Annotated in this window: 10 protein-coding genes; 6 read left to right on the plus strand and 4 right to left on the minus strand. The window is 46.2% G+C overall.

All coding sequences use genetic code 11. The annotated features are described in order from the left end of the window. Positions 1–25 precede the first annotated feature (25 nt). Positions 26–757, minus strand: a complete 732-nt coding sequence (locus STSP1_RS08830) for a hypothetical protein (RefSeq protein WP_085755993.1) — start codon at positions 755–757, stop codon at positions 26–28. A 491-nt stretch (positions 758–1,248) separates the two neighbouring features. Between STSP1_RS08830 and STSP1_RS08835 the strand changes: the two genes are divergently transcribed. From STSP1_RS08835 to STSP1_RS08855, 4 genes are all read left to right on the plus strand, one after another. Beyond that, a complete protein-coding gene (locus tag STSP1_RS08835; protein ID WP_085755847.1) occupies positions 1,249–1,623 on the plus strand; it encodes a hypothetical protein in 375 nt (124 codons plus the stop codon). Positions 1,624–1,625: 2 nt separating this feature from the next. Next, entirely contained in the window at positions 1,626–2,957 is a 1,332-nt protein-coding gene (gene ltrA, locus STSP1_RS08840) for a group II intron reverse transcriptase/maturase (protein ID WP_085755848.1), read from the plus strand. 122 nt (positions 2,958–3,079) lie between these two features. Next, positions 3,080–3,940 carry a prepilin-type N-terminal cleavage/methylation domain-containing protein gene (locus STSP1_RS08845; protein WP_226997477.1) on the plus strand — a complete coding sequence of 287 codons (861 nt, stop codon included), beginning with the start codon at positions 3,080–3,082 and terminating at the stop codon, positions 3,938–3,940. A 556-nt stretch (positions 3,941–4,496) separates the two neighbouring features. Beyond that, entirely contained in the window at positions 4,497–5,915 is a 1,419-nt protein-coding gene (locus STSP1_RS08855; protein WP_085755996.1) for a sulfatase family protein, read from the plus strand. Between the two features lie 121 nt (positions 5,916–6,036). Here STSP1_RS08855 and STSP1_RS08860 read toward each other — a convergent pair whose 3' ends face one another. Together STSP1_RS08860 and STSP1_RS08865 are read right to left on the minus strand one after the other, a co-directional pair. After that, positions 6,037–6,702: a PEP-CTERM sorting domain-containing protein gene (locus tag STSP1_RS08860; RefSeq protein WP_085755997.1), complete on the minus strand. Its 666-nt coding sequence runs from the start codon at positions 6,700–6,702 to the stop codon at positions 6,037–6,039. Positions 6,703–7,197: 495 nt separating this feature from the next. Further along, positions 7,198–8,178: an IS110 family RNA-guided transposase gene (locus tag STSP1_RS08865; protein ID WP_085755790.1), complete on the minus strand. Its 981-nt coding sequence runs from the start codon at positions 8,176–8,178 to the stop codon at positions 7,198–7,200. 702 nt (positions 8,179–8,880) lie between these two features. On the opposite strand from STSP1_RS08865, the gene STSP1_RS08870 reads away from it, so the two are divergent. Continuing rightward, on the plus strand, positions 8,881–9,324 hold the full coding sequence (locus tag STSP1_RS08870; RefSeq protein WP_085755998.1) for a hypothetical protein: 444 nt from the start codon (positions 8,881–8,883) through the stop codon (positions 9,322–9,324). Positions 9,325–10,368: 1,044 nt separating this feature from the next. Here the strand turns inward: STSP1_RS08870 and STSP1_RS08875 are convergent. Then, positions 10,369–11,427, minus strand: a complete 1,059-nt coding sequence (locus STSP1_RS08875) for a M42 family metallopeptidase (protein WP_085755999.1) — start codon at positions 11,425–11,427, stop codon at positions 10,369–10,371. 267 nt (positions 11,428–11,694) lie between these two features. On the opposite strand from STSP1_RS08875, the gene STSP1_RS08880 reads away from it, so the two are divergent. Then, entirely contained in the window at positions 11,695–13,122 is a 1,428-nt protein-coding gene (locus STSP1_RS08880) for an arylsulfatase B (protein ID WP_085756699.1), read from the plus strand. The last annotated feature ends 241 nt before the right edge of the window (positions 13,123–13,363 follow it).

Genomic DNA, 13,363 nt, shown 5'->3' on the forward strand with positions numbered 1-13,363 from the left:
GCTGAAAGGCTTAGATTTGAATATTTTAGAATGTTGTAGAGAGCGAAATTCCTGCGTAAAGGTAATCCGGATCGGGCTCGTAGGCATCTGTCTCTTTGAGCTCATCATCCATGATAGCAACATAGGTAACTGAAGGAGTGAGAGTCCAGTCGCCCATGGCAAGAGGCATAGACGCCGATAGAGCCAGATCCTGCATGGAGCTGTCATCAACGCCCCAGTATCCGAGGTTGTAGTCTGAGTCTGCATAGCCCAGCGATGCCGAGCAGTCTAAGGCCGTATCCTCGCCCATTGAGAAGCTGTGCGAAACGCCTGCGCTGAAATACGTGCCCTCAATTGCATCAATATCGCGGTAAACAGTGAATGAGGGGCTCAGCGGCATATCAAAGCTCAGTCCGCCGTAAACCTCATTTGTGTTGCCGGCGTCTTCATCGAAATCGTACCTGATAACACCCACTGTGTAGTCAACTCCCTCAGCGAGCGAGTCGGAGTATTCTGCGGTGAAATCCACCTCTGTGAAGTTGTTTTTCTCGCCCTCATCTGTTAAGTCCATATTGCCCCAGAGATTCAGGTATATTTTGTCCACCTGAAACCCTATCCCTGTCTGCATTACAGACTCATCGTTAATCGCCTGACCGCGCCAGATGTATTTGCTGAAATAACCGACTGAAAGATCGCCTTCGATTTCCGCATCGAAAGCACTCGCCGAAGACGCCAGCCCCGCTGCAAGGGCAGTTGTGAGAATGATTTTTTTAAGCATCGTAAACGCTCCTGATAAAAGTTAATAAAATTTACGGTTTCTAACAAACTTATGCAATCGATGTGCCAAAGAGAAAAATTTTTTGCGATTTTTCATAAACCTATGCAGTAAATAGGCTTAGGCAATATTGGACAAGAAAGGCATAAACGAGCTGGCTACAATTATGTTTCTTTTTAAGCATTGATATACAATATTGTAACAAGAAAGCTTCCAACTACATTTTTATATAACCGAATTTCAGGCAGGAAAAAGGGGCGGAATTTTGCGGGATTCTTTTAATTTAAAAAAAATAAAAAAATTTTGCAGTTTTATTTAAAAAAAATCATATGCTTTAGGATATAAAACTTTGAAAGCAGTATAAAAACTTATATTTCAGGAGAACAAATGAGTGCGCCAAGCAAAGCTAATATGTGCAAGTCGGACAATCCGGCACGGGTAAAGGCTAACCACCAGCCCGGGACTGAACCGGACGTATTGCGAGGTAACGAGTAATGCGAAGCTTCGGTAAGGGCAGTTTGTCAGCCGTAACGCAAGTGAAGGTATCGAGCCCCGAAATAATCCTTATTTCACTGGGTCAAGGGTTTCATTTCCTGGAAACCAGTATCGATGCGCACGTTAAAGGTGAGTGCGTAATCGACGTGGCGGGGTCTAAGTCCGCAGCGGGCAAACAAACTGTACATATTGGAACTTGGGAGAACCGAAGCGTTCCGAAAGGAAGCCGCCAAATAGCCGAAAAAGTGATGAGGCGGTATGGCGTTTCGGTAGTCGGACTAACCCATAGTAGAGGTGTAGCAGGGGTAATGCCCTGTGGGGCTATAAGCTTACTCGAAGGGGTTAGCGGTTTAACGCAGAGAGGTGAATTTTAACAATGCAATACCCTGAGATTGGAAAAACATTTGAGAAGTTGCTTCTCATATCCGCTCGCGCCCGAAGGGAGCGAGGATTCAAGTTTACGAGCCTTGCTCATCTACTTGATGAAGAATACCTTCGGGATTGCTACCAGAACCTTAACCGGAATAAGGCGGTAGGAATTGACAATGTAAGCTGGCAGGAATATGGTATAAATCTGGATGAAAATCTCCGGCGGCTTGTCGATAGGCTCAAACGTAAAAAGTATAAGCCTAAACCGGCAAGGCGGGTATATATACCCAAGGACGATAAAGAAACCCGTCCACTGGGTATATCTGCGATAGAAAGCAAGATAGTAGAAAGCGGGATTGCCCGCATACTAAACTGCATATATGAGCAGGATTTTCTGGATTGTTCTTACGGTTTTCGCCCGAACAGGAACTGTCATCAGGCGTTAAAGACACTTAACGACCTGATAACATACCAGCCGGTAAACCATATTGTCGAAGCCGATATTAAAGGCTTCTTCGATAATGTTGACCACGATAAGCTGCTGGAGTTTATTCGAATAAGGATAAATGACACGGCATTATTAGGGCTGATTGGTAAGTTTCTCAAAGCCGGTTATGTTGACGATGGTCAACTAATAGTATCGCAAAAGGGTACTCCGCAAGGAAGTATTCTAAGCCCGATACTGGCGAATATATTCCTGCACTATGTACTGGACGAGTGGTTTGAGGCTACGGTTAAAAGCCATACGACCGGTTACTGTGAGCTTGTGAGATATGCGGATGATTTTGTATGCGTAGTTCGCTACGCAGACGATGCCGAACGCATTGAGCAGGCGTTGAAGAATAGGTTCAATAAATACGGATTGGAAATACATCCTACAAAGAGCCGCCGGATAACATTTGGTCGCTTTGAGAAGGAAAACGCCGTAAAAGAGAGCCGAAAGCCTAACACGTTTGACTTTTTAGGATTTACGCATTACTGCGACATCTCACGCCGAGGCAAATTTAAGCTCGGGCGTAAGACAAGCGGAAAGAAATTCTCTGCCAAGTGCAGGGAGATGAATGACTGGCTCAAGGCGATACGAAACCACGTCAAGACTAAAGACTGGTGGAAAGTTCTTGTTGCCAAACTGCGAGGCCATTATCAGTATTACGGCGTAAGTGAGAACTACGCCGGTATCAGGAGTTTTTACAAACTCACGATAAGGATGGTACGGAAATGGCTGAACAGGCGTAGCCAAAAGCGAAAGATGAGTTGGGAACGGTTTAGTAATTACCTTGAACACTATCCTTTGCCAAAACCCGAAATAGTGCATAGCTTTTACAATCGGCAAGTGTAAAGTGAGTTAAACCGAAGAGCCGGATGTGGGAAATCCACAAGTCCGGTTCTGTGAGGGGCATTGACGTTTCCTCACATTTAATAAATGAAAAAATTAAGTTTATGGATGAAAGGAACTATATTATGTCTACTCGACAAAACAAAGCTTTTACATTAATCGAACTTCTCGTAGTAATCTCAATAATTGCCCTTCTTATGGCAATATTGATGCCCGCATTGGGCAAGGCGAGGGAGCAGGCAAAGAATGTTCTTTGCAAAAACAATCAGAGGCAGCTGATTACAGCACTGGTTACCTATGTGGCAGATAACGACAGCCAGCCGCTTATATCCGAAGGCGGCTCTGAATTCTGGTTTAATCAGATTGCTCCGTACCTCGGGGATGACAGCTATGAATACGACCCGCAGGCCAATCTCAAAGGAGCGATGGCAGTGATGATGTGCCCGAGCTGCAAACCGCCGATGGAAGAGGACCCCACTACATACTATAATCCAGTGATTACCAATAAATATCAGAAATCCGGAGTGCATAACTGGCGATATCACGTGTCCAGCGAAGGGAATACATACAACACTCAAGGCTCGAAAAATGAAGGGTCCTACACTATGAATACCTGGGTCGGCGGCTGGAGAAGCAATTCTATGAGAGAAGGTGAGCCAAGTTACCGAAAGTCTTTCAGAGACGCATTTGTACAGAGAGAGGATGTTCCGGCGTTCTCAGATGGAGCGTGGGTTGATGCAGGACCGATGTACGATGAGACCACACAGAACCAGCCCCCGAACGAATTTACAAGTCTTGGAGCCCCGCTGGGAAACAATATGGGCGGTATGCAGCGAGTATGCCTCGACAGGCACGATATGGGCATAAACGTGGCATTCACCGACGGACACGTTGACAGAGTGGAGCTGGCGGATCTCTGGACGCTTAAATGGAACAAGCTCTTCCAGAAACAGCATGACATAACAATGCCGAAAAGCCAAAGGTAATCAAGCCTATAAAGCTTAAAGCATATATAAGCCACGGATTACACGGATTTTGATGTTTTTTCGCCGCTGAGTGCTCGAAGGGCACAAAGGGTTTTAAAGTTGGATCTTGTGTGATTGCGCTGCCATTATACTGATGCGGCAAGGGGCGTGCCGCAAAATTATTAGTGAAAAATCAGCGCAAATTTGCGAGTGGACGAGGTGGACTCGGTCAGCGGAGTGATAGGAGCAAAAAAAATTTCTTTTGTCCACTTATTCCGTCCCGCCTACGGCGGGCCTTCATGCGTGGCTCGGTTTTCGTTAGTTTTTCGCAAAGTTTTGCGCAGCGAAGGGTTAATCAGAGCTGTGTGTGGAGGTCTGACGCAGGCGGAGAGCAAACGGATAGATGCGGCTTTAGAAAGCATTTCCAGAATATTCCTGAATACTCAACAGAAAAAAACTGCGAGTTTTTCTTTGCCGCAAAAACGTTTTTTGTGTAGAATAAGGCCGTATTCTTCAAGAGAGAGTATTTTAAAATACTGCAGTTTAACTTTATAATCGTATTGAATGGAAGGCTTTTATGAAAAATCTCAGCAGACGCGGTTTTATGAAGTCCATCGGCTTGGCGGCAGCAGTTTTTGCCTCCGGCGGATGCGGGAATATCAGTTCTTTAGCATCATCTAAAAACGTAAAAAGGCCAAACATACTGCTCATCCTCGGGGATGATATAGGCAGGGAAACAATTTCCTGCTGCGGCGGCGAGTCTTACAGCACGCCAAACATAGACAAACTCGCTGCAACCGGCATGCGTTTTAAGAACTGCTACGCTACACCGATCTGCTCGCCAACGAGAGTTGAGCTGCTCACGGGGAAATACAGCTTCCGCAACTATACAAAATGGCGCCAGCTCAAGGGCAGCGAAACCACCTTCCCGCAAATCCTCCAGAAACACGGTTACCGCACCGCACTCGCTGGGAAATGGCAGCTTGAAGACTGGGACGAAGAGCCCAAAGGGATTGAAAAAGCCGGCTATGATGAATACCTCTCATTAGACCACCCAAAAATGCTTGCCTATTCAAAGAGAGATGAAGGCAATGTTTTCTGGAAGATCCCAACTCTCTACAAAAACGGCGAACATATCGAGCCCGGATATGAATACGGCGAGGACTTATTCTTCGAGTTTACCAAAGACTTTATCTCCCGAGAAACAGATAAGCCTTGGCTGATGGAATATCATATGAACCTCTGCCACCGTCCGTTTATGCCCACGCCGGACAGCGAGGTAATAAAGAATGGCGGTAAATCGGCAATTGATAATTACCTCGGCTTTGAAGGGGAAACGAAGTATTTCAGCGATATGCTCAGCTATGCAGATAAGCTTGTAGGTAAGCTCGTTGATGTGCTCGAGAAAACCGGCCAGAGAGACAATACGCTCGTCATTTTTACCGCTGATAACGGCACGGACAACGTTTGGGAGGCGAAGAAGCTGAGGTCAGAATACAGAAATCGAATGGTAGAAGGCGGGAAATACAAGATATCCGACCTTGGAGCAGCAGTTCCGTTTATCGCAAACTTTCCGGGAGTGGTAAAGAGCGGCGTGGTAACAGAGGAGCTGATAGACTTTTCAGATATCCTGCCCTCTTTTTGCGATGCAGCAGGGGCCAAGCTCCCCGAAGGGCTTGAGACAGACGGACGAAGCTTTATGCCTGTCCTCAAAGGCGACAACTCAAACGCAAGGGAATGGATATACTCGTGGGGCGGATTTATCAAAACATCACGAAGATACAAAGACCCCGTTAAATATAAAGATGAACACCTTCACATAATCCGGAATAAGAGATGGAAGTATTATTCGGACGGACGCATTTTCGATATGAAAAACGACCCGTTCGAGGAACGCGCCTTCAAAGAAGGCGAAAACAAGCAGGCAGACAAGGCCAGAAAACTCCTTAAATCTGAACTCGCAAAACTCAGATCCTCCGGCCGCCGGTTATGGTAAGCAGAATTAAGCAGTTTCCCATAATCAGGGAAATTGATTTATTGCTTCTAAGCGTTTAAGCAGGCAAAGAGCCCGCTTTCATCTAGTGGGCGGGCGTTCTTAGTTCCTTCAGTCTGTTTTTTTACGCTCTTCTGCGGCGGATGAAGAGGCCGCCGAGGCCGAGAAGAGCCATCGTCGCCGGCTCGGGGACTGGGTCTATATCAATCTTGAGATTGGGCTGGTAAGGCACCTGCGCTCCCCAGCTCTCTGTGGGGAAAGAGCCATCCTGAGCACGGTAAGTCGATACTTCTTTTTCTGTATCTGTGTATCTCCAGCTTGGCGAGTCGTCTTTGGAAGAACCATATCTATCTTCCCATATGATCCAAAGATTGTCTGTGCCGTTGTATTCAAAATCACTATCCAGTTCAAAATCCACCCAATCGCCGGCCTTGCCGCTAATATTTACAGAGCCGTAAAAAACTTCAGAAGCTCCGTTATCTTCAGGGTCTAAATACGAAGTTGTGGGACTGGCATCATTTGATGTATGCCCTAAAAAAATCTTCTGGTTCGATAAATAAAAGTAGTCCTGCGAATCCCCCAATTGAAATGATAAGCCGCTGATTGTGCCGGAATGGCCTATCATATCGGACGAATAAATCATTCTGGACCACGAGTAATCCCAATAGCCGTTAAATGGCATATTTATAGTACTCGATGTGCCGCTGTCTTCTAAAGTAATATAACCGGATTCTGCGACACCTGCAAAAAGCAGGATTACCATTGCGTTGTAGAAAGCCAACTTTTTCATTTTTAACCTCAAACTTTTTTAATTTATATAAATATTACAGAAACCACCGCAACCCACCCTAACAAACGTGAATGTAAAAATCAAATCTAAAACAAGTATTTTTTCTAATTTTTTGGAATTTTCTTTAAAGCTTTTCAAGCCCCAATCTATCCGATTGCTTTCCGCCTCCGGCGCACTCCACGTGCGGCTCTGATTGTCGTTAGTATTTCGCAGCGATTTCACAAAACGAGATATTTAAACTGAGCCACTTGCCACTCTGCCACGAGCTACGAATCTATCCGCTTGCTCCGTCCGCCTTCGGCGGACTCCACGTGCGGCTCTGATTGTCGTTAGTATTTCGCAGCGATTTCACAAAACGAGATATTTAAACCGAGCTACGCTTAAAGGCCCGCCGCAGGCGGAGAGCCTGTCCGCCGAAGGCGGAAAATAAGTGGACAGCAGTACGCAGAGAAAAGATATATTGACCACGGAGTGACTGTGTTAAAAGTCAAGTATTTAAATAGATTTTTCTTGGGGCTCTGCCCCAAACCCCGCCTCTCCTCTTAACAATTTATTTTGCCAAAAGGTTTCGTTTTGCAGCATTGTATTCATGATACACACAAGTTTTCTCATCGTTGCGGTAAGGGCAACCTTCTTGGGTTTTCCCTTTTCAACAAGTCTTTCATAGAAACATTTCAATGCCGGATTGAACCTTACGATTGTTAAAGCCGGCATAAAAAGTTTATCCCTGACACCTTTTCTGCCGCCTCCCGTAGCTCTTTTGCCCCTCATTTTACCGCTGTCTCTATTGATTGGAGCAACCCCTACAAGCATGGCGATCTGCCTGCGATTAAGCGTTCCCAGCTCGGGCATAGCTGCAACAAGCATTGATGCAGTTTTCTCGCCTACACCCGGTATGCTGGTAAGTATTTCAGTTTTCTTCTTTAACCTTGGCACCTTTTCAATCAGCTCTGAGATAGTCTTGTCGAGGTCATTAATTTGCCTTTCAAGAAAATCAATTGTTGATTTAATACTGTTCAAAGTTGTCTTCTCAAACGCCTTATCTAATCTGTTTTTCTCTGCTGTACGCATCTTAACGAGCTGCTCTCTTCGAACTGTAAGTTCTTTTATTTCACGTCTTTGCTCGTCAATTTGAGAATTCTGCCTTGGTTTAACGGCTTCTGCAAATAGAGATATTTTTCTGGCACAAATCTTATCTGTTTTGGCTAAGATACCTAAAGATTTTGCAAACTCTTTAACCCTGCCTGGATTCACAATTGAAACAGGTAAGCCTTTGGCCATAAGCACAGAAGCCATCTTAAACTCATAGCCGCCAGTTGCCTCCATAACAACAAGTTCTGGTTCTTGTTTTTGGCAGTATTCAGCCAACTTATCAATGTCTGAAGCATCACTACTGTAAGAAGTGTACTCTTTAGTAGTTTTACAATAAACATCAAAACGATCTTTTGAAACATCAATGCCAATAATGTTTTTCATAATTTATCCTTTCTTGCAATTCGGGCTCATTATATAATGTCCCATGCGACTGTTCGGATTTTAACGAAGATAGCAGCGGCGGATCACACTCCGTACGGGCTTATATATCCCAAAGCACAAATCGAACTCACCGCTGCTGTTTCTTGGTGCGGCAGCTGCCGCACCAAGAAACCCGAACCATAGAACTTAAGCTTATTATAGCATCAAATAACATAAAGTTAATCATACAAGGCACACGTAGGGGCACAGAGGGGAGATATTTTTTTGACAGGATTTACAGCCCCGAACCGCTTTGGCTACGGGGCAAGGATCTACAGGATAAATATTTAATATAGGAAAAGGCGGAGAGAAAATTTTTCAGCCGCTAATCAGCGCTGATTTTTCACTAATGATTCTGCCACGAGCCACGAATCTATCCGCTTGCTCCGTCCGCCTTCGGCGGACTCCACGCACGGCTCTGATTGTCGTTAGTATTACGCAGCGATTTCACAAAACGAGATATTTAAACCGAGCCACGCATGTAGGCCCGCCGCAGGCGGGGCGGAATAAGTGGACAGCAGACGTTCATCACAGACTGCCGCAGCATTTACGGACTGAGTCAGAGGCACACATAGGTTATTAAATAGATATATTATTCTCTCCCTCCGATTGCTCTCCGCCTGCGGAGGACAGCCGGCGGATTGAAGATGTTCCTTAAATTGTATGCCGAGACAGCAGCAGGGTATCGGGAAGTCAAACATTTACAAAACCTGCCCGAAAACCCAACCGGTAGGGAAAACCGACCAGTCCGAAAATCCGACCGGTACCTGCCCGAAAACACGACCGGTAGGAAAATCCGACCAGTCTGAAAATCAGGCAGGTACCTGCCCGAAAACCAGACAGGAACCTGTCCGAAAATTAGACCATAAAAGAATAAGAAAAGAAAAGAGTAATGTGGACGAGCCTTCCGGATATGCTTTTGTGTTGAAGGGCGGGAAGGATTACTCACTACCAAAAGCCAAACTCGAAAAGCATCAAAAAACGTTCACAGCAATGTGGGAGAAAATTCCACACCCCCAACGTCTAACTGTGGGAAAAACTTCCAAGGCAGTGTGGGAAAAACGTTCACAGCAGCGTGGGAGAAACTCCCACACCCCCAACGTCTGACTGTGGGAAAAACTTCCAAGGCAGTGTGGGAGAAACGTTCACAGCAGCGTGGGAGAAAATTCCACACCCCCAACCTCTGACTGTGGGAAAAACTTCCCAAAGGTGTGGGAAAAACGTTCACAAAAGTGTGGGAGAAATTCCCACGTAAAAGAAAAGAACTATTAAAAGAGTAATGTGGCCGAGCCTTCAGGATATGCTTTTGTGTTGAAGGGAGGGAAAGATTACTCACTGCCAAAAGCCAAACTCGAAGAGTATGAAAACACTTTCACAACTGTGGATACATATAATCCACAGATTACACAGAGGTATTTAAATATAATATATTAACATCCTCTCCGTTATCTCCGCTTCCGGCGGACAGGCTCGGTATAAATCAAATTTACATTGGAGGAGGACAGACGCATAAATGAGGGGAAGGCTCTATGCCGGAAGGACGCTTAAAAGCAATACATAATCCTGCTCTGATGTTTAAATTGATTTTTACACGGAGGTATCGGAGGAAACGGAGGGGAGAGGGAAAAATATGAGAGAGATGTTTTCAGCCGCTAATCAGCACTAATTTTTCTCTAATGATTTTGCCACTCGCAATCCGCCGCAGGCGGACTTGCAGCTCTGCCACTCAGCCATCCGCCGCAGGCCACTATCTTTATCTCATCCTGTCAATCCTTGCCCCGTAGTCAAAGCGGTTCGGGGCTGTTAATCCTGTCTAATTTATCACATCCTCTCCGCTGTCTCCGCTTCCTCTCCGCCTCCGGCGGACAGGCTCGGTTTAACTCTCTTTTACATCAGAGATTAGACCGCCTATGGCGGACTGGCTTAGTAAATAGACAGCAGTAAATTCTGCAAAGCATTGCAGCGTGGTTATTTTCATTTTGCCCAAAAATATTGCCGCACACTGAGCGAAAGCCTTTCGGTTTGTGCATTTTTCGGAGGAGCGGAAAATTGAAAGGAATTAGATTCAGTAAACCCTTAACGCTGCTATTATATAACATCCGGGCTCTCTCTAAGGAAAGCCCGGTTTTTACAGCGGTTTATTTAAGGCTTTTAGAGCCTGTAGTCTCTGTTGGCGGGGTGTTCTGCGAGGAATTCTGTAACGAGCCGCACAACGTTTTCAATATCCTTTAGCGATACAATCTCCACAGGCGTATGCATATACCTGTTCGGGATTCCTATAAGTCCCGTTGCAACGCTCCCCCTGTTTACCTGAATGGCATTTGCGTCTGTGCCGGTAGCTCTTGGAGCGCTTGTAACCTGATACTTTATATCGTGCTTTTTGGCCGTTTCGAAGAGGCATTTATTCAGTATTGGGTTCATATTCGGCCCTCTCTGGATATTCGGGCCTTCTCCGAGTTTCAGCTCGCCGAGTTTCTTTTTGTCTGTTTCGGGGTGGTCTGAGGAGAAGTTCACATCAAATGCAATGCCCGCATCCGGATTCACAGAGAAAGCAGAGGTTCTTGCGCCCCTGATCCCCAGCTCTTCCTGCACAGTGGCAACGCCTGCAACGCAGATGTTGAGGTCTCTGTCTGCCAGCTCACGCATAATCTCCGCTACTACAAATGCCCCTGCCTTATCATCAGTGCCTCGTGAGGTGATCTTGTCGTCTGTGAGTTCACGGCAGTTTACATCTACTACCATCGGATCGCCTACGCTAACTATTTTCTCGGCATCTTTTTTGCCGTCTGCGCCGATATCAACCCAGATATTCTCCATTTCCACGTTTTTCTTCCGCTCATCGGGTTTCATCTGGTGAATCGCTTTTCTCCCGATAACTCCTGTAACCTCGCCGTTTTCGGTGAGAATTCTAACACGCTGGCCAACAAGCAGTGCAGGGTCCATGCCGCCAACCTGTCCTGTGTAAAGGAAGCCGTCATCATCGATATATGTTATCATAAGGCCGATTTCATCAATGTGCCCGGCAAGCATAAACTTGAAATCCGCTTCTGGATTAAGCACTGCAATGCTGTTGCCGTGTGGGTCTGATGTTATATTTTCAACCTTCTCGCCAACCCTGCTGCGCCATACCTTGGCTGCAGGCAGCTCTGAGCCTGAAGGGCTTGGGGTATTCAGCAGTTCCTTGAAGAAGTCAAGTCTTTGTTTGTCCATAAAGATATCTCCTTATTAAAGTATAAAATAAAGTAATTAATATAACGCAATCTCAGCAAGTGTAAAGCTTTTATAATAGCCAAATGCATAATTTAGTTTGCCAAAAATGGAGGCCTGTTTAAAAAAATAAAAAAAATGAAAAAATTTCTGCGGCTCTGTGTTTAATAAGTAAAGAAGATTGCATTTACAGGTAAATATCCGGCAATTGCCGGCAAAAGGATGGCTTTTTGGCCTTGATTATATATTAGAAAAATTTTGGGAGAAAAAATGAACAGACGCAGTTTTTTGAGTTCAGGCTGTGCCCTGATGGCAGGGAGTATGCTTCTGCCTGAGAGGCTTTTGGCAAAAGAAGCGGAAAAACCGAATATTGTTATAGTTTTGGCTGATGATTTGGGCTGGAACGACGTGAGCTATCACGGAAGCGAGATCAAAACGCCCAATATAGACCGTATAGTGAAAGAGGGCGTGGAGCTGGAGCGTTTTTATGTATGTCCTGTATGCTCGCCTACCCGTGCAACGCTTCTCAGCGGCCGGCATCCGCTTCGCTACGGTATGCAGGAAGGCGTTTGCACGCCGCTGACCACCCACGGCCTCCCGCCGAAGGAGGTTACGCTTGCAGAGATGCTTGGAAGCGTTGGCTATGAGCACAGGGCATGTCTCGGGAAATGGCACCTTGGGCTCAATTCGCAGAAGTTTGACCCAATCAGCCAAGGCTTTAATTACTTCTACGGCCATTACAACGGTGCTCTGGACTACTTTACGCACAAAAGATACGGCCAGCTCGACTGGCACAGAAACCGTGAGGCCTGCGTTGACGGCGGCTACAGCACCGATCTTCTCGGCCGTGAAGCGGTTAGTTTTATAGACAAATATTCAGATGATTCGCCCTTCTTGCTTTATGTTGCGTTTAATGCCCCGCACGGCCCAATGCAGGCGAAAAGAGGCGATCTCGAGGACTACGGCTTCGACCATGATAAGGGCATTATAAAAAATTCAAGCAAGAGAAGAGGTAAAAGGGAGATGCAGCCGGACTACGGCGATTTAGGCAGGGGCAACACCGTCCGCCAGACCTACAGCGCAATGGTGGCTGCTATGGACGAGCAGATCGGAAATATTCTCAATGCACTCGATAAAAATAAGATCAGCGAGAATACGATTGTCCTGTTCCAAAGCGATAACGGGGGCATAGCTAACTCAGGCGGGAGCAACAAGCCGCTCAGGGGCGGTAAGTTTACGCTTTGGGAAGGCGGCGTGCGCGTGCCGGCGGCAATCCGCTGGCCGAAAAAGCTCCGCAGCGGCGTAAAGCAAAACGCAGTTACAGGGGCTGTGGATATATTGCCCACGGTGGCTGAAATTACCGGAGCAAAGAAGCCCGAAGCCCAGCTCGACGGCAGGAGCATTTGGGGCATTTTGAAGGGCGAAGAAAAATCAGACCCCGAAAGAAAGCTCTATCTGGGCGAAAGGTCTGCGGTTATGCAGCGATGGAAAATAAACAAAGGCAGGCTCTTCGACCTCACCAACGATCCTTACGAGAAGAATAATATTGCTGATAAACGCCCCGATATCGTTAAAAAGCTCAATGAGTTTATAGAGCAGGTTGAATCCAAAGCCGGCGAAAAATGCAATCTCGGCCCGGAAAAAACCGACGATTTTGCGCCCCCGAAAGACTGGAACCTCGGTCTTTTGGATAAATAGCCAGCGGCGAGGATAATACTAAGCCCACAGATCCAGCGGATTTGATGGGCTTTTTTTTATTGGATCCGTGAAGGATTTGCAAAGGCAAATCTGCGAGAACGCCCATTTCATTCGATTTGAGAAGACTCTGCGTGCTGCAGCGGGTTCTGCCGCCGCGGGACAGCACTGATTCGCCCCTGCATAGCAAAATCGTTAGGAAAAATTAGCGTAAATCAGCGGCTATTAAAAAATCGGTGCATCT

Origin of the sequence: Sedimentisphaera salicampi, from assembly GCF_002117005.1 — a bacterium.
Lineage (GTDB): Bacteria > Planctomycetota > Phycisphaerae > Sedimentisphaerales > Sedimentisphaeraceae > Sedimentisphaera > Sedimentisphaera salicampi.